This window comes from Pseudooceanicola endophyticus, assembly GCF_018760365.1.
GTDB lineage: Bacteria > Pseudomonadota > Alphaproteobacteria > Rhodobacterales > Rhodobacteraceae > Pseudooceanicola > Pseudooceanicola endophyticus.
On sequence record NZ_JAHIAB010000012.1, the window covers coordinates 1 to 20123 of the forward strand.

The 20123-nt window shown below is 66.4% G+C and carries 21 protein-coding genes; 5 read left to right on the forward strand and 16 right to left on the reverse strand.

The window, feature by feature from the left end:
* Window positions 1-409: electron transfer flavoprotein subunit alpha/FixB family protein (locus KM176_RS18660; protein ID WP_215558808.1), on the forward strand; the 409-nt coding region annotated here is incomplete at its 5' end.
* 69 nt (window positions 410-478) lie between these two features.
* Here the strand turns inward: KM176_RS18660 and KM176_RS18665 are convergent.
* The 5 genes from KM176_RS18665 to dctP form a co-directional block, all read right to left on the reverse strand.
* Entirely contained in the window at window positions 479-1333 is an 855-nt protein-coding gene (locus tag KM176_RS18665; RefSeq protein ID WP_160895794.1) for a carbon-nitrogen hydrolase family protein, read from the reverse strand.
* Window positions 1334-1363: 30 nt separating this feature from the next.
* On the reverse strand, window positions 1364-2245 hold the full coding sequence (locus KM176_RS18670) for a MurR/RpiR family transcriptional regulator (RefSeq protein ID WP_160895793.1): 882 nt from the start codon (window positions 2243-2245) through the stop codon (window positions 1364-1366).
* Between the two features lie 93 nt (window positions 2246-2338).
* Window positions 2339-3631: a TRAP transporter large permease gene (locus tag KM176_RS18675; protein WP_160895792.1), complete on the reverse strand. Its 1293-nt coding sequence runs from the start codon at window positions 3629-3631 to the stop codon at window positions 2339-2341.
* A complete protein-coding gene (locus KM176_RS18680) occupies window positions 3628-4167 on the reverse strand; it encodes a TRAP transporter small permease (protein WP_160895791.1) in 540 nt (179 codons plus the stop codon). Before KM176_RS18680 ends, KM176_RS18675 begins: the two co-directional genes overlap by 4 nt.
* Window positions 4168-4233: 66 nt before the next feature.
* Entirely contained in the window at window positions 4234-5247 is a 1014-nt protein-coding gene (gene dctP, locus KM176_RS18685; protein ID WP_160895790.1) for a TRAP transporter substrate-binding protein DctP, read from the reverse strand.
* A 432-nt stretch (window positions 5248-5679) separates the two neighbouring features.
* Here dctP and KM176_RS18690 point away from each other — a divergent pair, with 432 nt between their 5' ends.
* Genes KM176_RS18690 through KM176_RS18700 form a run of 3 tightly spaced genes read left to right on the forward strand, consistent with a single transcriptional unit; the run spans window position 5680 to window position 8119 of the window.
* Window positions 5680-6318, forward strand: a complete 639-nt coding sequence (locus tag KM176_RS18690; protein WP_160895789.1) for a DUF1326 domain-containing protein — start codon at window positions 5680-5682, stop codon at window positions 6316-6318.
* A gap of 15 nt (window positions 6319-6333) precedes the next feature.
* On the forward strand, window positions 6334-7188 hold the full coding sequence (locus tag KM176_RS18695; protein ID WP_160895788.1) for a DUF2182 domain-containing protein: 855 nt from the start codon (window positions 6334-6336) through the stop codon (window positions 7186-7188).
* A gap of 16 nt (window positions 7189-7204) precedes the next feature.
* On the forward strand, window positions 7205-8119 hold the full coding sequence (locus KM176_RS18700) for a sulfotransferase domain-containing protein (protein ID WP_160895787.1): 915 nt from the start codon (window positions 7205-7207) through the stop codon (window positions 8117-8119).
* A 33-nt stretch (window positions 8120-8152) separates the two neighbouring features.
* On the opposite strand, the gene KM176_RS18705 is transcribed toward KM176_RS18700, so the two are convergent.
* From KM176_RS18705 to bglB, 7 genes are all read right to left on the reverse strand, one after another.
* Complete coding sequence (locus tag KM176_RS18705) at window positions 8153-9064, reverse strand: sugar kinase (RefSeq protein ID WP_160895786.1); 912 nt, start codon at window positions 9062-9064, stop codon at window positions 8153-8155.
* Window positions 9061-9804 carry a 2-dehydro-3-deoxy-D-gluconate 5-dehydrogenase KduD gene (gene kduD, locus KM176_RS18710; RefSeq protein WP_160895785.1) on the reverse strand — a complete coding sequence of 248 codons (744 nt, stop codon included), beginning with the start codon at window positions 9802-9804 and terminating at the stop codon, window positions 9061-9063. The genes KM176_RS18705 and kduD overlap by 4 nt, the downstream gene beginning before the upstream one ends.
* On the reverse strand, window positions 9801-10625 hold the full coding sequence (kduI, locus tag KM176_RS18715; RefSeq protein WP_160895784.1) for a 5-dehydro-4-deoxy-D-glucuronate isomerase: 825 nt from the start codon (window positions 10623-10625) through the stop codon (window positions 9801-9803). Before kduI ends, kduD begins: the two co-directional genes overlap by 4 nt.
* A 68-nt stretch (window positions 10626-10693) precedes the next feature.
* Complete coding sequence (locus KM176_RS18720; protein WP_160895783.1) at window positions 10694-11992, reverse strand: TRAP transporter large permease; 1299 nt, start codon at window positions 11990-11992, stop codon at window positions 10694-10696.
* Between the two features lie 3 nt (window positions 11993-11995).
* Window positions 11996-12508 carry a TRAP transporter small permease gene (locus KM176_RS18725; protein ID WP_160895782.1) on the reverse strand — a complete coding sequence of 171 codons (513 nt, stop codon included), beginning with the start codon at window positions 12506-12508 and terminating at the stop codon, window positions 11996-11998.
* A gap of 1 nt (window position 12509) precedes the next feature.
* Window positions 12510-13481: a TRAP transporter substrate-binding protein gene (locus tag KM176_RS18730; RefSeq protein WP_160895781.1), complete on the reverse strand. Its 972-nt coding sequence runs from the start codon at window positions 13479-13481 to the stop codon at window positions 12510-12512.
* Window positions 13482-13523: 42 nt separating this feature from the next.
* The gene (gene bglB / locus KM176_RS18735) at window positions 13524-14660 is read right to left on the reverse strand and encodes a beta-galactosidase BglB (protein WP_236045372.1); all 1137 of its coding nucleotides are present in this window, start codon (window positions 14658-14660) and stop codon (window positions 13524-13526) included.
* Window positions 14661-14869: 209 nt separating this feature from the next.
* On the opposite strand from bglB, the gene KM176_RS18740 reads away from it, so the two are divergent.
* A complete protein-coding gene (locus tag KM176_RS18740) occupies window positions 14870-15673 on the forward strand; it encodes an IclR family transcriptional regulator domain-containing protein (RefSeq protein ID WP_160895780.1) in 804 nt (267 codons plus the stop codon).
* 1 nt (window position 15674) lies between these two features.
* On the opposite strand, the gene KM176_RS18745 is transcribed toward KM176_RS18740, so the two are convergent.
* Genes KM176_RS18745 through KM176_RS18760 form a run of 4 tightly spaced genes read right to left on the reverse strand, consistent with a single transcriptional unit; the run spans window position 15675 to window position 20046 of the window.
* Complete coding sequence (locus tag KM176_RS18745) at window positions 15675-16898, reverse strand: amidohydrolase family protein (RefSeq protein ID WP_160895779.1); 1224 nt, start codon at window positions 16896-16898, stop codon at window positions 15675-15677.
* 10 nt (window positions 16899-16908) lie between these two features.
* Window positions 16909-18387 (reverse strand): FGGY-family carbohydrate kinase, encoded by a 1479-nt coding sequence (locus KM176_RS18750; protein WP_160895778.1) that lies wholly within the window; start codon window positions 18385-18387, stop codon window positions 16909-16911.
* A 3-nt stretch (window positions 18388-18390) separates the two neighbouring features.
* Window positions 18391-19191: a BtpA/SgcQ family protein gene (locus tag KM176_RS18755; RefSeq protein WP_160895777.1), complete on the reverse strand. Its 801-nt coding sequence runs from the start codon at window positions 19189-19191 to the stop codon at window positions 18391-18393.
* Window positions 19192-19224: 33 nt separating this feature from the next.
* Window positions 19225-20046, reverse strand: a complete 822-nt coding sequence (locus tag KM176_RS18760) for a DeoR/GlpR family DNA-binding transcription regulator (protein WP_160895776.1) — start codon at window positions 20044-20046, stop codon at window positions 19225-19227.
* Between the last annotated feature and the right edge of the window lie 77 nt (window positions 20047-20123).

Consider the following 20123-nt stretch of genomic DNA (forward strand, 5'->3'; position numbering starts at 1 on the left):
GTCGGAATGGCTGGAGGACAAGGTGGCCGAGAGCGACCGGCCCGAGCTGACCTCGGCGAAGATCGTGGTTTCGGGCGGTCGCGGCGTCGGTTCGGAGGCGGATTTCGCGCTGATCTCGGGCCTGGCGGACAAGCTGGGCGCGGCGGTTGGCGCCTCGCGTGCGGCGGTCGACTCGGGCTTTGCGCCGAACGACTGGCAGGTCGGCCAGACCGGCAAGGTCGTGGCGCCGGATCTTTACGTTGCGGTCGGGATTTCCGGGGCAATTCAGCACCTTGCGGGGATGAAGGACAGCAAGGTGATCGTCGCGATCAACAAGGACGAAGAGGCGCCGATCTTCCAGGTCGCCGATTACGGCCTGGTCGCCGACCTCTTCGAGGCCGTTCCCGAGCTGACCCGCGAGCTGGGCTGAGCCCGGATGCGAAAGGGCCCCGGAGACGCCATGTCTCCGGGGCCCGCCTTTTTTCCGGCACCGCCCGCCTCAGGCAGTGACCGGATCGACGCTTCCGGTCACCGGCAGAAGGTAGCTGTCCAGGCGATCGCGCAGGAAGGAATAGGTCTCGCGCACGGAGGTGATCTCCTCCCGGGTGGCGCGCAGGTGCAGGAAGGCCTCCGCATGGGCGGGGAAGGCCGTGGGCGCCAGCGTCTCGTCATGCCAGGGATGGCAGAACAGCGACTGGCCGTAATCCGCCCCGGCCCGGTTCAGCGACAGGAAGTAGCACTGGTTCTCGATCGCGCGCGACACCGCGAAATCGTGCCAGGTGTGGAACGAGACATCGCGGAAATAGGCACCGCAATGCAGAATCGCGTCGACGCCGTGATCCAGCACAAGGGTCCGGCACAGCTCGGGGATGCGGATGTCGTAGCAGATGATCGGCGCCACGCGGAAGCCCGCGACCTCGAGCACCAGAAGGTGGTCGCCGCGGGTGAAATAGTCCTTCTCCATCGAGGCGCCGTATTGTGCCAGGTGCAGCTTGTCGTAATGGCCGACCAGACGCCCCTGGGGATCGACGGCGCCCATGCAGATATGCGCGGTCTCGCCGGCATCGCGGGCAAAGCCGTAGACCACGTGGATGCCATGTTCGCGCGCGACCTCGGACCAGCACCGGAACGAGGCGCCGTCCAGCGGCTCGGCCAGGGCATCAAGATTGTCGAAGGCGGCCCGGGAGTAGTCGATGCTGGCCAGTTCGGGCAGCACCACCAGGTCGGCGGGCCGGTCGCGCAGCTGGCGGCGCACCTCCTCCGAGACGCGGGCCAGATGGGCGTCGCGCTCGGCGGCGGTGGTCATCGCGGGGATGTCGATCTGGCACGCGAGGATGCGCAGCGTATCGGTCATGTCTTGGGGTCCGTCAAAATAGGCCAGTCATCAGATGTCGCGGTCCTGCCAGTATTCACCCATGGCACGACGGCGGTTTTCCATGTTCTCGATGCGGGCAACCGCATCGGGGCTCTGCATGGTCAGGAAGCCCAGCAGCACCTCCAGCATCAGGGTCACGCCGAGGTAGCTGTCGAAGAACATCGGACTGCGGTTGGGGATCAGCAGCACTTCCTGGGCGCTCAGCGCCAGCGGCGCGGCATCGCTGTCGGTCAGCGCCACCACATGGGCCCCGGCGGCCCGCCCGGCGCGGGCAACGCGGATGGTGAACTCGCTGCTGGGCCGCATGGAGACCGCAAGAACGGCGTCCTCGGGCCCGATTTCGGCGATGTCGTCGGCAAAGACGCCGCCCTGCCCCGAGACGATGCGGAAGCGTTCCGACACCATGGAGCCGAGGTATTTCGCGTAGATCGCGCTGGAAAGCGAGGCCTGCATCCCCACCACGTAGATCCGCCGCGCCTGCGCCAGGCGCCCGGCGGCGGCATTCACCGCCGACAGGTGGTTCTGCTCGAACAGCGCATCGACATTGCGATGCGCGGCGTCGCGGAACTCCTGCCAGGTGGCCTGCAGGCCGTCGCCCACCGCACCCTCCTGCAGGGCGCCGGCGCGAATGTGGTAGTCGCCGACGCTGCCGGTCTGGACATGGGTGCTGAAGACCGAGCGCAGCTCGTTGTAGGTGTCATAGCCCAGGGCCTTGGCCAGCCGTGGAAAATTCCCGAGCGAGATCCCGGTATCCGCCGCCACCTGGCGCATCGACAGGGTGGCGATATTGCCGGGATGTTCCAGCACATAGGTCGCGGCGGTTTGCAGGGCGGGCGGCAGATCAGGGAAGCCCCGCTTCAGCCGGTCCTGGAGGTCTTGATATTCGCTCATCGCAAGCGCCTGTTTCCGTTCTGAAATATCTTCCACAGGATTACCTCCGGGTGCCGCGCGCCTCAACGGCGGCGCAAGATTTGCCGGGCCTTTTCATCGGCCCAGCAGTACTTCGGGCAGCCAGAGGGCAATTTCCGGGATGAAGGTGGTCAGCAGCAGGGTCGGCAGCCAGGCGAAGAGGATGAAGATGAAGGTCGGCAGCAGCATCCGGCTGACCGGCGTGTTGGTGACCCTTGCGCCCAGATACAGCAGCGGCGCGGTCGGCGGCGTGACATTGGCCATCCCGAGGTTGACGCCCAGCACGGCAGAGAAATGCACCGGGTCCATGCCGACACCCTGCACGATCGGCAGCAGCAGCGGCGTGGCCAGCAGCAGCCCCGAGATGTCGTCCATCAGCATCCCGATCAGGATCATCACCAGGTTGACCATCAGCAGGATCACCACCGGGTTCTCGGACACGGAATAGACCAGGTCCTGGGCGATGCCGGGGATGTCCTCGAAGATCAGGAAGCGCGAGACGATCAGCACCATGAAGATCATCGCCATGACCACGCCGACGGTGACGCCGCCCTCGCGCATGGTGGTCAGGAAGCTCCGCCAGGTCAGGCCGCGGTAGACGTAGATCGCCACCGGGATGGCGTAGATCAGCGCAAAGCCTGCGGCCTCGGTGGGTGTCATGACGCCGCCGTAGATGCCGCCCAGGATGATCAGCGGCATCACCAGAGCCGGCATGGCGCTGCGCGTGCGGGCCTTGAACTCGGGCAGGAAACGCTCGGGCGCGGGGGGCAGGTTCAGGTTGCGGTACTTGCGCAGCTGCACCTGGTTGGTCAGCGAAAGCAGCACGATCAGGATCAGCCCCGGGATCACGGTCGCGAGGAAGCAGGCCAGCACCGATTGCTGGGCCACCCAGGCATAAAGGATCTGGCTGGCCGACGGCGGGATCAGCAGGCCCAGCGGGCTCGCGTTGACGATCAGCGCCGCCGACAGCCCCTCCGGGTAGTTCGACTTGCGCAGGTGGGGCATCATGATGCCGCCGATGCAGGTCAGCGTGGCATTGGCGCTGCCCGAGATCGCCCCGAAGACGCCCGAGGCCACGACGGCGGCCGCCGGCAGGCCGCCACGGATATGGCCGACGAAAAGCTGCGCCAGCGCCACAAGCGGCGCGGCGATCCGGCCCTTTTCCATCACCGCACCGGCCAGGATGAACAGCGGGATCGCCAGGATCACGACCGAGTTCATCTTCCAGTGCCCCGAGGGCAGGAAGCCGGTGACATCGGTGGTGGTCACGCTGGCCAGAAAGATCAGCACGCCACCGAAGGCCAGCGGCACGCTGAGCCCGATCAGCAGAAGGGCACAGAGAACAAAGATGCTGCCTGCGATGATCATGCCTGGGCCTCCGGGGCGGCGGGGCCTTCCTTCAGCAGCACCCACAGGTGCAGCGCCGAGAAGAGCCACATCAGGACGAAGCCGAGCGCGATCGCCGCGCGCGGCACGAGGAAGGGAATGTGCAGGGCGATGGTGCTTTGCCACATCGGGTAATCGGCGATCTCTTCCATGACCATTTCCCAGCCCAGCCAGGACAGGTAGCTCAGGATCGCCAGTTCCAGCGCCTCGACCAGCAGGGCGCGCCGCCAGCGCCAGAGCGGGCGGGTGATCAGCAGCCCGAGGATGTCGGCATTGATATGCGCCCGGTCATGGGTCGCCACCGCCGCCGCCATGAAGAAGCCCCAGAAGGCCGCCGCCATCAGCCATTCCTCGTAGGCGAAGAGATCGGCGTGGAAGACGTAGCGCAGGATCACGACGCAGAAGAAGGTCAGCGCCATCAGGCAGCCGTTCAGCACGATGATCGCGTGCATCACGGCACGCAGGCCCCGCAGCGGCACCGCGAGGGGCCGGGGCAGATGGTCGGAGAGGTCGCTCATGCGGCGGGCTCGCTTGCTGGAGGGAGGGGACGGAACGGGACGGCGCCCGTTCCGCCGGCGGCGGGATTACTCCACGTCGGCCTTGATGCGGTCCAGCACGTCCTGGCCGACGATATCGGCCATCTGCGGCCAGATCTTGGCGCGCACGGCATCGCGCATCGCGGCGGCCTTCTCGGGCGAGGGGGTCAGCACGGTGTAGCCGCTCTCGACCAGCTTCTGCTCGAAGGCCGCGTCATTGTCGCGGTTCCACTGGAAGAAGCTGTCGGAAGCCTCGGCAAAGGCCTTCTCGACCACGGCGCGCTGTTCGTCGTTCAGCTTGGCCCAGGTCTTGTTGGAGGCGTAGAAGGTCGAGATCTCCATGAAGGCATTGTAGTCGATGTAGTACGACCCGACCCCGGACTTGGCGAAGATCGTGTAGGTCGCCTGCTTGGTGCAGCATTCCGCGCCATCGACGATACCCGACTGCAGCGCCGGGAAGATGTCGGCCCAGGCGATGGTGGTGGTGTTGAAGCCCAGCTCCTTCATGGTGTCCTTCACCACGTTGGAGGACCAGACCCGGATGTTCATGTCCTTGGGGTCGAGCGTGTCCCAGTTCTTCGGCTCCTTGGTGGAAAGCACGTTGGCAAAGCCTTCCGGGTTGTTCTGCAGCAGGTGCAGGCCGATGGCATCCAGGTGCTCGCCCATGACCTGGTTGTAGGCGCTGTCGGGGTTGCGCAGCACCGCCGACATCTCGTCCCAGTCGCCGGCCAGGTAGGGCATCGAGGCGATCTCGAAGGCGGGATCCTTGTGGGCGTAGATGAAGCCCATGGAGAAATCGATATTGCCGCGGATCGTGTCCTCGAACAGCTCCTCGCCCGAACCCAGCTGGTTTGCGGGGAAGACCGTGACCTTGAGGCCGACATCGGCATCCTCGATGGTCTTGGCGATCTGCTCCATCGTCTTTGTGCCCTGATGTTCGACCGGCAGGGTGCCGGCGAATTTCAGACGCAGGTCGGCGGCCTGGGCCCCCGTCGCCAGCATCGAAGTTGCGAGCACGGCGCCGAGCACCAGACCGCGCGCAAGAGAGGAATGCGTGAACATGTGTGTTTCCCTGTTGTATCTCCGGCGCCTCAAGAATTCAGATGAATCACCAAGGCTTGGATTGTGTTCATATGAATACTTTCCTCCGGCGGCGATTCATATGAACAGGAAAACTGTCCACAGATCTCAAATGAATCTCATTTGCCGAAAAAATGGTCAAACCTGCTGAAAGTAACGGCCCGTTGCGCGATGCCCAGGCCACGCCCCCTCCGGTTCACAGCGGCAGCGTGCCGCAAACCATGCACACGTAAAGAGGGAACTCATGCCCTCGGAATCATCCACCTTTCTGGTCACAAAAGGCCCCCGAGATCCCCCTTCCGCACAGCTCCGAACCGGGATCTGATTTGCGAAGTCAATCAAGTTATTTTGACGAATCACTTAATTAATTGTTACAATTTAATCACAGTTTGTAGTTTTCGTGAGGGTAAGGTTATGACTCCATGGGAAATTCACGGCTTCGAGCTTGTGAACTGCAATTGCGACACCGGGTGTCCCTGTCAATTCGTCTCCCTGCCCACGAAAGGCGCCTGCGAAGCGGCAGCGGCCTTCATCATCGAAAAGGGCCATTACGGCGATGTCGATCTCTCGGGGTTGAAACTGGCGCAGGTGTTCAAATGGCCCGGCGCCGTGCATGAGGGCAACGGCACCATGCAGACCGTCATCGACGACCGCGCCACGCCCGAACAGCGCGCCGCCCTCGAACAGATCGCCACCGGCGGGGACACCGAGGAAATGGCCACTTTTTGGTGGGTCTTCTCAGCCATGAGCCCGCACAAGCGCGAAACCCTGTTCCGCCCGATCGAGATCACTCTGGATTACGAGGCCCGCACTGGCACCGCCCGGGTGGTCGGCGTCTTCGACACCGACTGGGGCCCGCTGATCAATCCCGTCACCGGCGCCGAGCACCGGGCGCGGATTTCCCTGCCCGAGGGCTTCGAATACCGTCTGGCCGAGGTCGGCAAGGCCACCACGAAGACCTATGGCGACCTATCCCTGACCGGGAATGTCGACAGCCACGCCCATATGGCCGTCCTGCACATCGGCAACGCCGGTCTGCTCGAACCCGCCTGAACCGGAGGTCCGCCCATGCCCGGCCTGCCCCTGGTCGAGCGCGCCCTGGCGCATGAGCGCCTGATGCTGGCCGCGCTCATGGGAACGCTGTTTCTTCTGGCGTCCCTCTATACCCTGTTCGGGGTCGGCATGGAGATGTCGGCGCTGAAGATGACCTCCATGGCCGGGGTGGCTGATCGGCCCGCATCCGACATGACCGCACCGGCGGTGTCGGGGATGACGGACATGGCACGGGCTTCGGACGGGGACTGGGGGCTGCGCCATGCGCTGCTGGTCTTCCTGATGTGGTGGATCATGATGGTGGCGATGATGCTGCCAAGTGCCGCCCCCACGGTGCTGCTGCATGCCGCGCTTGGCCGTCATGCCCGGGGCGGCACGGCCCTGCCGCTGGCCTCGGCGCTGTTTCTGACGGGCTACCTGCTGGCCTGGGCCGGCTTCAGCGGCGTGGCGACCGCCCTGCACTGGGGTCTCGAAGCTTCGGGGCTGGTCTCGGCCTCCATGATGACGCTCACCGACACGCGTCTGGGCGGGGCGCTGCTGCTGGCGGCGGGCATCTACCAGTTCCTGCCGATGAAGGCCGCCTGCCTCAGCCATTGCCGCAGCCCCGCACGCTTTCTTTCGGAACGGCGCCGGCCCGGCCTGGCCGGGGCGCTGCGCATGGGGCTGGACCACGGCACCTATTGCCTGGGCTGCTGCTGGGGGCTGATGGCGCTGCTGCTGGTGGGCGGGGTGATGAACCTCTACTGGATCGTCTTCCTGGCCCTGATCGTGGCACTGGAAAAGCTGCTGCCCTTCGGGATGCTGGTCAGCCGCGTGCTGGGCGTGGGGCTGATCGCCTGGGGCACGCTCCTGCTGTTTCAGGCCGCATAGACCGGGAAGGACCCCGATGAACCAGACCCCGCAGCCGTCCGGCGGTCCGCCCTGGATCGATCCCGACATCCAGCAGCACATCCACTGGCGCGACGGCGACGTGGTGATCTCGGTCCCGCCGAAAAGCGGCACAACCTGGACCATGAACATCGTCCACCAGCTGCTGCGCGGCGGCACCCGGGCCTTCGACGACATCTACGCCGAGGTGCCCTGGATCGAATTCCTGGGCCATCCGGAGCAATCCCCCCGCGAGGTGCTGGACCGGGTCGAGGCGATGCCTGCCGACCGCCGCCGGGCCTTCAAGACCCATTCCGCCCCGCCGACCCTGCCGTTCCTGCCCGCGGGCACGGACAGGACGGTGAAATACGTTGTCATCTTCCGCAATCCCGAAGAGGCGCTGGTGTCCTTCCGGCCCTTCCTGGAAAAGCATTCAGACGCCTGGTACGCGCTCTGGCAGGTCCCGCGCGAGGCCCTCTGCCGCCCCGATTTTCCCAGCTTCTACAACGAGGTCGTCGACAGCCACGGCCTTCAGGGCGCCTTCTTCGGGTTCCTGGCCGCCTGGTGGCCGCTGCGCCGGGCCCCGAACGTGCTGTTCCTGCATTTCTCGGACATGAAGCGCGATCACGAAGGATCGATCCGCCGGCTCGCGGCCTTCCTTGGGATCCGCCCCGATGACCGGCAATGGCCGGTCATCCTGGAGCACACCTCTTTCGACTGGATGAAGCGGCACGAGGCCAGGTTCGAGGCCCGCAGCGCCGGAAAGGTGCCGATCCTCGATTCCGGGGCGATGATCCGCAGGGGCGAGGCCGGCCATGCCCGGGACGACGGCATGACCCCGGAAATCGCGGCGCATCTGCGCGCGCGGGGCCAGCAGATCTGTGACGATGCCGAGGCGATCGACTGGTTCTACAGGGGTGGCCCGCTGCCGTGAACACGCGGTCCGGCCCCGGGCGCGCTTCGGGGGTCAGCCATGTCCGGCGCGGCGCGGCACCGGGCGGGGCAGCAGGGCGCCGGGACAGCCGATGACCCGGGCCGCCAGGGCATGGCCTGCCAGAACCGCGTCCTCGGGCGGGGCGCCGGCCAGCAGGGCCGCCAGGCAGGCGGCGTTGAAACTGTCTCCGGCAGCGGTCGTGTCGAGCGGCGTCACAGGGACCGGCACCGGGATGTGGCGGGTCCGCCCGTCCTGCCGCAGAAGCGCCCCCTGTGCCCCGATCTTCAGCACGATCCGCGCCGCGCTGCCCCCTGACAGCCGGTCGAGGCTCTGCTCCGGCCCGGCATCGCCCCAAAGCAGCGCCTCGTCCTCGGCGGTGGGCAGCAGCAGGTCGCTCAGCGCGCCGATCCGGCGGAACAGGTCGCGCGCCCGGTCCTCCTGCCCGGCCCAGAGCCGGGGCCGGTAATTGCCATCGAAGACGATCATCACACCGGCGGCGCGTGCGGCCTCAAGCAGCGCCAGCAGCGCCCCGGCTTCTGCCCCCAGCACCCAGGCGGTGATGCCGCTGAGATAGAGCACCCCGGCCTGCGGGATTGCCGCCGCCAGCGGACCGGCGTGATCCCGCAGCAGGTGGCGGGCCGCCGCATGATCGCGCCAGTAATGGAAGCTGCGCTCGCCGTCGCGCGTGGTGATCGCGTAAAGCCCGGTTTCGCGATCACTGTCGAACAGCAGGGCATCGTCGATGCCCTCCTCGATCAGCCGGGCGCGGATCATCTGGCCGAAGGGATCGGGGCCGACCGCGCTGGCAAAGGCGCAATCCACCCCGGCGCGGGCCAGATAGACGGCGGTGTTGAACGTGTCGCCCCCGACCCCGACCGCGAACCCGGCGGGGGTGGCGGCGATCTCTCCCATCGCCTCGCCCATGCAGATCACCCGGGGGCTCATCGTGCGAGCCACCCGCCATCGACGTTCAGCACCGCGCCGCTCACATAGGCCGCCGCCGGGGAACACAGGAAGGCCGCCGTGCCGCCGATATCCTCGGGGCGGCCCCAACGCCCCGCAGGGATGCGCTCCAGGATGGCGCGGGCGCGCTCGGGATCCTCGCGCAGGGCCTCGGTGTTGTTCGTCGCGATATAGCCCGGGGCGATGGCGTTGACGGTGATGCCGTGGGGCGCCCATTCGTTGCACAGGATCTTGGTCAGCCCCGCCACGCCATGCTTGGCCGCCGTGTAGGCCGGCACCCGGATGCCGCCCTGGAACGAGAGCAGCGAAGCGATGTTGACGATGGCCCCCGGCGCGCCCTCGGCCACCAACGCCTTCGCGAAGGCCTGGCAGGTGAAGAACACCGCCTTGAGGTTCACGTCCATCACCGCGTCCCAATCGGCCTCGGGGTAGTCGGTGCTGTCGGCGCGCCGGATGATGCCGGCGTTGTTGACCAGGATCGAATAGCCCTGGCCCTCGAAGACATGGGTGGCCGCCATCGGATCGGCGAAATCGAGGATCATCTCCTCGGCCTCGCCGCCCGTGGCCCGGATCGCGGCGACGGTTTCGCCGCAGCTGCGCCGCCCGGCGCAGGTGACGCGCGCGCCCTGCCCCGCCAGCGCCAGCGCGATGGCCTGCCCGATCCCGGTATTGGCCCCCGTCACCAGCGCGCGCCGCCCCTTCAGGGAGAACACGTCGCTCATGCCAGATCCGCCGGCTGGTGGAAGTCCATGTCGGTGTAATCCACGTTGTCGCCCGCCATGGCCCAGATGAAGGTATATTCCCCGATCCCCGCCCCGGAATGGATCGACCAGGAGGGGGAAACCACGGCCTCTTCATTGGCCACGAACAGGTGGCGCGTCTCGCTCGGTTCGCCCATCAGGTGCAGCACGCGGGCCTCGGGCGCCATACCCCAGTACAGGTAGGCCTCCATCCGGCGGTCATGGGTATGGGCCGGCATGGTGTTCCAGACCGAGCCGTCCTCAAGCGCGGTATAGCCCAGGATCAACTGGCAGCTTTCCATCACGGTGGGGTGGATGAACTGCTTGATGGTCCGCTTGTTGGAGGTCTCGGCGGCGCCCATCTGCACCTTCACCGCGTCCTCGACCGTGATCAGCCGGCTGGGATAGCTGGCATGGGCGGGGGTGGAGGTGATGTAGAAACGGCCCGCTCCGGCAAAGGTCACCGGCCCCGTTCCCATGCCCAGGTACAGCACATCGCCCTTGCCCATCTCGTAGCTTTCGCCCCCCGCCGTCACCGTGCCGGTGTCGCCGATATTGACGATGCCCATCTCGCGCCGGTCGAGGAAGCTCGGCGTTTTCGTCTCGGCCACCACATCCAGCACCAGCGGCGCGTCACCGGGCACCGCACCGCCCAGCACGAAGCGGTCGTAATGGGTGTAGAGCAGCCGGATCTCTCCGGTCGCGAACAGGCCGGTGCCCAGGAAATGGCTGCGCAGGGCGGCGGTGTCCATGGCGCGGGCATGGTCGGGGTGAATGGCGTGGCGGGTTTCCACGGTCAGCATGTCGGTCTCCGTCAGTTCAGGTTGGGGCCCGCGCGGCAGGGAGGCCGCGCGGAACCGGGGCCGCGGCCTCAGAGGTTCAGAAGGCGCGGCAGGCTCAGCGTCAGCGCGGGCCAGTAGGTCACGACCAGCAGCAGCGCGAAGAGCAGGAGGTAGAAGGGCCAGAGCACGGGAATGATCCGCTCGACCCGTTCCTTGGCCACCGAGGCGCCGACGAAAAGGCCGGTGCCGACGGGGGGCGTGATGGTCCCGATGGCCAGATTGAACACCATGATGATGCCGAAATGCACCGGGTCGTAGCCGACCTTCTGGGCGATGGGCAGCAGGATCGGGGTGAAGATCAGGATCGCCGGTCCGATGTCCATGAAGCAGCCGACCACCAGCAGGATGGCATTGATGATCAGCATCACCACCTCCGGGTTGTTGCTGAGCCCGAGGATCAGAGAGGAGATCGCGGCGGGAATGCCGGTAAAGGCCATGGCAAAGCTGAGCGCGGCCGAGGCCGCCAGCAGCAGCATGATCGTCCCGGTGATCTGCGCGGTTTCCAGCAGGAAGCCCGGCACGGCGCGCAGCGGCACGGTGCGGTGGATCACCAGCGCCAGCAGCAGCGTGTAGAGCACGGCAATGCCGGAGGCCTCGACTGCGGTGAAGATGCCGAAGGTGATGCCGCCGATCACCAGCACGATCAGGAACAGGCTCGGCAGGGCATCCAGGGTGATGCGTCCGGCCTGGCCAAGGCTGACCGAGCCGCTGGAACGATAGCCGCGCCGCCAGGCCATGACGGCGGTCACCGCCATCAGCCCGATCCCCCAGAGCGCCCCCGCCACCGCGCCGCCCAGGAACAGCGCCGCGATGGAGGTACCGCCCGAGACCAGCGAATAGATGATGAAGGCGGTTGTCGGCGGGATCAGCATCCCCGTCGGCGCCGAGACGATGTTGATCGCGGCGGCGAAACGCTTGTCGTAGCCTTCCTTCTCCTGCATCGGGACCATGACGCCCCCGATCGAGGTCGAGGCCGCGATGGCCGAGCCCGAGATGCAGCCAAACAGCATGTTGCCGGCGATATTGGTCTGTGCCAGCGCGCCCGGGATGCGCCCCGAGATCAGCTTGGCGAAATTCACCAGCCGGATCGCGATCCCGCCGGAGTTCATCATGACACCGGAAAGGATGAAGAAGGGCACCGCCAGCAGGCTGAAGCTGTCGAGGCTGGCCATCATCTTCTGCGCCGCCGTGAACAGCGCCATGTCGAGGGGCACCATCATCAGCACCGCGGCCAGCGCCGCAACGACGATGCTGACCGCCAGCGGGATGCCGAGGGCCGCCAGCACCCCGAAGGTGCCCAGCAGCAGCAGGCTTGCCTGTCCGGCCATGTCTCAGTCTCCTGCGGTCAGGGCCTGCTCGACCGGATCGGGCAGCGCCCGGGTTCCGCTCAGCATGTCGGCCAGGTTCAGCGCGCTGTAGAGCGCCATCAGCACGCCGCTCACCGGCAGGCTGGCATAGATCAGAGACATCGGAAGGCGCATCACGGCGCTGGTCTGGCCCCGGGCGATCTCGACCCCGTGCCAGCCGCCGATGCCCAGAACGACGATCCCGAAGCCAAGAAGCGACAGCGGCACCAGGCAGCGCAGCGCCAGCAGCGCCCGGCCCCGGGCAAAGCCCGTCACCAGGTCCACCGCCATGTGGCTGCCGCGTCCGGTGGAATAGGCCGCGCCCAGCAGCGACAGCCAGATCACCCCGTAGCGCAGCGCCTCTTCCGAGAAGGTCGAGGGATCATCCAGCAGGTAGCGGCTTATCACCTGCCAGGCGAGGATGCAGACCATCCCCGCCAGCAGGACACAGCACAGCGTACCCACGATCAGATCGAGGCCGCGGCGAAGTCCCCGCATCTCACTCGCCCGCCAGGGCGCGGATCTTCTCGTAGACCGCGTATTTCGCGGGCTCCGCCTTCAGCGCCTCGTACATCGGCTGCACGGCCTTCTGGAATTCGGCCACGTCCGGGTAGAAGAACTGCACCCCGAACTCATCCTGAGCCTTCTTCTTCTCAGCCTCGATGGCGGTATCCCAAAGCTGCTTCTGGTACTCGGTCGACTCCTTCGCCGCCGCGATCACCGCCGCACGGTCCTTCTCCGAGAGCTTGTTCAGCGTCGCGGTCGAGATCAGCACGATATCGGGGATGCGGCTGTGCATGTCGTAGCTGTAGTATTTCGCCACCTCGCCGTGGCGCGCGACGGTCAGGGCGTATTCGTTGTTCTCGGCCCCATCCAGAACGCCCTGCTGGATCGAGGTATAGACCTCTCCCTGCCCCATCGCGATCGGCGAGGCGCCCAGCTCCTTGACCATCTCGATCGAGGTCGGGCTTTGCATGACGCGGATCTTCAGCCCCTTCAGATCGGCCACCGACTTGATCGGCACCTTCGAGGTATAGAAGCTGCGGGCGCCGGAATTGTAGTAGGTCAGCCCCACCATCCCCTGCTTGGCCGTCGCCTGATAGATCGGCTCCATGATGTCGGCATCATCCATGGCGGCGTAGAAATGCGCCTCGCTGTCGAAAAGATAGGGCATCGAGAAGACGCCGTAGACCGGCGCGAAGCTCTCCATCAGCCCGCCCGAGACCTTGGTCATGTCGAGCATCCCGCCCTGCACCATCTCGACCAGCTCGCGCTCTCCGCCCAGCTGGCTGTCGGGGAAGAACTGCACGGTGACATCGCCGCCGCTCTTCTCCTTCACCAGCTCTCCGAATTTCGCCATGGCCTCCTTGGTGGCGGTGGCATTGCTGGCATAGGCAAAGCGCAGGGTTTCCGCCTGGGCCGCGCCCGCCATCAGCCCGAGCGCCGCAAGCGCCGTGATCATCCTGTTCATCTGGTCTCTCCTCCCAAAGAACCGTCCGTTGATAGACGCGGCTCAGATGTAGCCGCGCAGGTATTCGCAGAGGCAGAACATCGCCATCGCCTGCCCGTAGGGCATCGAGGTCAGCGGGATCTGCCGGTAGTACTCAAGGTCGCTGCCCATGGCCGTCCCGAAGGAGACATTGCGCAGCTCGCCCTCGGGCGTGATATTGGCGATGACGCCCTGCACGGCGCGCTCGGCCACCTCCCGATAGTCCGCCGGCAGCAGCCGCAGCCGTGCCGCCTTCATCAGCCCATAGGCAAAGCCCGCCGTGGCCGAGGCCTCCTCGTAGCTCTCGGGATCATCCAGCAGCGTCGGCCAGAGGCCGCTTTCCCCCTGCGTGGCCTTCAGCGTCTCGGCCTGCCGGGCCAGCAACGCCACGAGGTGGCGGCGGATCGGATCGCTCTCGGGCAGGTCCAGCATCTCGATGAACTCGGGGATGGCGATGGTGATCCAGCTGTTGCCCCGCGCCCAGAGCGCCCGGGCGAAGTTGTGGTTGCCCTCGCTGGTCCAGCCGTGGAACCAGAGCCCCGTCTGCGTGTCCATCAGGTACTGGGCATGGACGAGGAACTGGTACTTCGCCTCCTCGACATAGGCGGGGCGGTTCAGCACCTGGCCGATGCGCGCCAGCGGCAGCACCGACATCATCAGCGTGTCGTCCCACATCTGCTGGTCGTTGACCGAGTTGTAGACGATGTGCTGCAACCCGCCGACACGGGTCTTCGGCATCTCGGCCATGATCCATTCGGCCCAGGTTTCCAGATAGGGGACATTGGCGGGATCGGGATCCAGCGCGTGCAGTTCCGCCAGGGTCAGGAAGGGCGCGACGGTGTTGATGTTCTTGGTCGGCGTGCCTTCGGCCAGCCGGTCGGCGAACCAGTCGCGGATGATCTGCATCGCCGGGGCATTGCCGGTCAGCTGCCAGTACTTGAACAACCCGTAAAGGCCGATCCCGTGGGTCCATTCCCAGCCGGCCCAGCCCTTGGTGTCGATGACCCTCCCGTCCTCCAGCCGCAGCAGGAATTCGCCCGTGGTGTCCTCGATATGGATCAGGTTGTCGGTCAGCCGGTCGATCAGCGCGCAGACCTCGGCCCGCGAAATGGCGTGATCCTTCTGGCGCAGGAGCGGATGCATCCCCGTCGCGTCTTTCATATGTCCTCCCTCCGCTATCGAAATTTTCGGAATAGCGTTCCGAAAACATGTAAGCACAGAGTCGCCCCCCGAGGCAAGAGGGTTGATTGGCGGCGCATTTCTTAAATTAATCACGATATATCAGCATGATGGCCGCATTCGCTCAGGCTTCTTGACAAGCGCGGTTCAAAAAAACAAAATGCAATTCCATAAAAACAGAAATGGAAACCATGGCTGCGAATCTCCAGAAATCCGAGAATGTCGCCTCGGTGCTGAAGGTGTTTTCAGTGCTCGAGACCCTGTCCGAGGACGATACGGCAAGCCTGGCGACCATCGCCCAGCACGCCATGACCTCGAAAAGCACGACGCACCGGCTGCTGCAGACCATGGTCGATCTGGGCTATGTCACCCAGGACCCCGAGACCGAGAAATACGGCCTGACGCTCAAGCTGTTCTCGGTCGCGGCGCGGGCGCTGAAGCAGGATGGCGACATCGTGCAGGTGGCCGATGCGGGCATGGGCAAGCTGTCGCGCGCGACGGGGGAATCCATCAACCTCGGGCTGCTGGAGTCCCATGACCAGCGGGTCGTCTACGTGCACAGCTACCCCTCGGTCTACAGCCTGTCGATGAAATCGACCATCGGGATGCGCAACCCGCTGCACTCGACCTCGCTCGGCAAGGCGCTGCTGGCCTTCCGTGACCCTTCTGAGATCGAGGAGCGCATCGCCGCCATGGAGCTGAGCCGCCGCGCCCCCAACACGATCACCGATCCGCAGGTGCTGCGCGACCAGCTGGCGCTGACCCGCAGCCGGGGCTTTGCCGAGGAGATCGAGGAAAGCGAAGCGGGCGTGCGCTGCATGGCGGTGCCGCTGTTGAACCATCTGGGCCGCTCGGTCGGCGCGATCTCGATCGCCTTCCCGATCTTCCGCTTCGACGAGGCGCGGCGGGCCGATTACATCGACCTGCTGCTGGCCACCGGGCAGGAGATTTCCGCCGCCCTGGGCCATGTGCCCGCCCAGAGCGTCCCGACCTGACCTAGCCGCGCACCAGGGGCGGCGCCGGCGCCCAGAGCCGCAGCACGCCGCCACGCACCACCGCGCGCACCGGGGCGTTGGTGCGCACCGCATGGGCCGGGCTCTCGGCACCCAGCAGAACGAAATCCGCCGCCGCCCCCACGGCAAGCATCGGCACCGATGCCCGCAGGATCTGTGCCGGGGCCGTGGTGATCATGCCGAAGGCCGCCGCCATCTCTCCCTCCGACGCAAGCTGATCGAGGCTGGCATAAAGGTTCGCCATCCGCAGCAGCGCCGCATCGCCATGCGGGGTGAAGGGGTTCTGCACGTTGTTGGTGGCCAGCGCGACGGTGGTGCCGAAGCCCGCGATCTGATGCGCCGGCGCCAGCCCCCGGGGCCGCAGCGGATCGCGCCGGTCGCCATTGAGGAAACTGTCGGTCGCCGGCAGCACCACCAGCGCGATTCCGGCCCCGGCCATCTGGCGGGCCAGCGCTTCCCGCCGCTCGGGCGAAAAGGCCGCGAATTTCGTCGCATGGCCCACCGCCACCCGCCCCCGCCAGCCGCGCGCAAGGGTCTGGGCAATGATCTCGGGCAGGATCGAGCCTTCGGGATCAAGGTCGAAATCGGCGTGGAAATCCACGTCCACGTCGTGCTGCTCGGCCAGATCGAAGATCAGCGACACATGCGCCACCGGATCCGCATCGGTGTAGGGGCAGCCGCCCACCAGATCGCCGCCCTCGGCCAGCGCCCGGTCGATCAGGGCGTAGGTCTCCATCTCCTGGGTCAGGCCTTCCTGGGCAAAGATGCACAGCTGCAGGTCGATCAGGTCCGCCCAGTCCGCCTTCAGCCGCTTCAGCGCCGCAAAGCTGCGCAGGCCGGCCCGGGGATCGACCTCCACGAAAGAGCGCATCCTCTGGGTGCCGGCGCGCACCGCCATCTCGATCACCCGCGAGGCGCGGGCATGGACATCCTCTTCGGTGAAGCTGCGCTTGGCGGCGGCGGTCAGGCGGACGGCCTCGGGCAGCGTGCCCTCGCAGATCGGGCATTGCTCCAGCAGCAGCGCCTTGTCGAGATGCACATGCGCGTCGGTGAACCCCTGCGACAGCAGCGCGCCCTGCGCGTCGAAACGCTCCGGCCCCTCCGCCAGCCCCTGCCCCATGGCGGCGATCACGCCGTCCTCGATCCGGATCGACAGGACCTCTCCGTCCGCAAGCCGCACGTTGTCGAGGATGAAGGGAGCGTGCATCGGGGCCTCCTCAGCCGTGAAAGCCCTTCAGACGGGCGTAAAGATCATGGAACCGGGCATAGGCGCGGTCGTAGCGGGCGGCAAGGGAGGGATCGGGGGCGATCACCGCGCCGGTCTTCACAAAGCCCGTCACCGCGTCCCAATCCGCCTGCCCCACCGCCACCGCCGCCGTCAGCGCCACCCCAAGGGCCGAACCGGGATGCCCCTGAAGGCGCTGCACCGGGGCCTGCAACACATCCGCGACGATCTGCATCCAGACATCCGAGGCCGCACCGCCGTCCGAGACGACGAAACGCGTCGCCGGGTGGCCCATGTCGCGCAAAACCTCGACATGGTGGCGCAGGGCGAAGGCGTAGCTTTCCAGCACCGCGCGCCAGAGGTGCCCAAGGTCATGGGACAGGGTCAGCCCCTCGATCACGCCCCGGGCGGCAGGGTCGTGGATCGGGGTCTTCTCGCCCAGAAAATAGGGCAGCACCAGCAGGTCATCGGCGCCCGCGGGCCGCTTTGCCGCCCGGGCATCCAGCCAGCCATGCAGGTTGCCGCCCGGCGCCTCGATCCCCTTGCAGAAGGTGGCGACGAACCAGTTCAGCACCGATCCGCCCGTCGACATGCAGCCATTGGGCATCATCAGCCCCGGCACCAGATGGTCATCGAGGTAAAGCCGCGCATCGGGGGCCACGCGCTCGGTCGCGGTCAGGATGTCGACGGCGCCGCCGAATTTCAGCAGCACATCCCCCGCCGACCGGATCCCGGCGCCATAGGCCGAAGCGATCATGTCCGCCGCCCCGCCGATCACCGGCGTGCCCTCCGCCAGACCGGTCTGAAGGGCAGCCTCGGCGGTGACATGGCCGATCACCTCGGTCGAGCGGGACCGGGGCGGCAGGGCGGCAAAGGGCACGCCGGTCATCGCGGCCAATTCCGGATCAACCGTGCCGGAGGCGACATCGACCACACCGGCCTCCAGCGCCCAGTTCTGTTCGATCCGCTTCGCGCCGGTCAGCCGCCAGTTGACGTAATCGTAACTGCCGAAGACGGTCGCGATGCGGGCGTGGTTTTCCGGCTCGTGCCTTGCCAGCCAGCGCAGTTTCGCCCCCACCAGCTGCTGGTTCACCCCGTTGCCGGCGCGGTGCAGAAAGGCGGCCTCGTCGATCTGCTTGCGCATCTCGGCCACCTCGGCGCCGCAGCGACCGTCGCTTTGCTGGATCGAACGGCGGATCAGCCGGTCGTCTTCATCCAGCAGCACCACCGCCGGCAGCATCCCCGTAACGCCCACCGCCGCGATCCGGCCCCCGCCCGCCTGCGCCAGCAGATCGGGCACCAGCGCGCAGACATTGGCCCACCACTGTTCGGGGTCCTCCTCGGCCCAGCCGGGGTGGTCGGAATGCAGCGTGACAGGGCGCGAGGCCAGCGCCTTCACGCGGCCCGGCAGCTCCACCAACATCCCGATGGTCGAGGTCGTGCCGATATCGAGGCCCAGGAACATTGCCATGGCTCAGCGCAGGGTCGCAACCTTGTCCATGAAGCGCTTTACCCTGTCGCCATCGACCTTGTTCCAGGTGTCGCCATCGACCTTGAAATGGGTGCCGATCACGCAGCCCGAGGCCACCGCCAGCACATCGGCCACGTTGTCGATATTGACGCCGGTATTGGCAAAGACCGGCACGTCGCTCACCGCTTCGCAGACCTTGCGCAGGTCCGAGGCATCCGCCGGCTGCCCGGTGATCGGCCCCGAGACCAGGATCGCATCCGCGACCGAGGAGAAGACCGCCGATTTCGCCCGCAGCTCGATCGGGCGCTGGTCGAGGGAATGGGCGAATTCCGCGTTGATGTTGAACAGCATCTTCATGTCGGGCCGCTTCAGCGTGCTGCGCAGGCGGGCGGCGGCGGCGCAGTCGGGCTGCCAGACGCCCATGTCGGAGGCGAAGACACCGGTAAAGATCTCGCGCACGAAGGAAGCGCCCGTCACCGCCCCGATCGCCACCGTCGCCTGCGGATCCCACAGGTAGTTGACCCCGAAGGGCACCTTCAGCAGCGGCTTGATCGCCTGCACCACCACGGTCATCGCGGCGATGCTTTCGGGCGTGCCCTTGAAGACATAGGGGCGGTCGTTTTCATTGCCGAACATGATCGCATCGACGCCGCCCGCCTGCAGCTGTTCGACATCCGCCGCCACGTCCTCGATCAGCCCGTCCATGCCCCGGTCCGCATCATACAGCGGCGATCCCGGCAGCGCGCCGATATGTGCCATGGAAATCACGGCCTTCGAGGTCTCGCCGAAAAAGTCAAAGATCATCTGGGGCTCCTGGAAAGGGCTTGAGGGAATCCGTCAGGGGGCGATGCGGATCTCGACCCCGGCGCGCTCCAGCGCCTGGGCCAGATCGGCGGGCGGTGCCGCATCGGTGATCAGCAGCTGCACGTCGGACAGATCGCAGACCTTGGTCAGCGACATGCGGCGGAACTTGGAACTGTCGCAGAGCACCACCCGGGTGGCCGAGCGCGCGACATAGACGCGCTTCAGCTCGCTGTCCTCCATCGAGTAATCGAACAGCCCCTCGCCCGTCAGCCCCGAGATCCCCAGCAGCGCCACGTCGAAATGCAGCTTCTCGAAATATTCGACGGCCTGGGGGCCGGTGATCGACATCTCGTCGGGGCGCACGCGACCGCCCGGCACGTAGACCTCGGCCTGGGTGGGCGAAAGCGCCTCGGCGACGCGCAGCGAATTGGTGAAGATGCGCGAGCGGCTGGTGACCTCCATCATCTGCGCCACCGCATGGGTGGTGGTGCCCACGTCCATCGCCACGGTGCGGTAGCCCGCGACCAGCCGCGCGGCTTCCCGCGCGATGGCGGTCTTGGCGGCGCTCATGTGCACGGCGCGGGCACCAAAGCGCGGCTCCACATCGTCGATCACCGACAGCGGCCCCTCGCTCAGCAGCACGGCGCCGCCATGGACGCGCTCCAGCAGGCCCTCGCGCTCCAGCTCGCTCAGGTCGCGGCGCACGGTCATGTCCGAGACGTGGAAATCACGGGCGATCTCGGTCACGGTCACCGAGCCGCCGGCGCGCAGACGCTCCAGGATCGCCGCCAGCCGGACCTGCGCCGGGATCTTCGCCCGTTCCACCGGCTTATGTTCGCTTTCCGACCTGCTCATGTTCGCAATGTTCCTTTTATACCCGCATAACCGTGGCACCGCCGAAATTCAAACAATTTCATTGCGATTGATGTTAG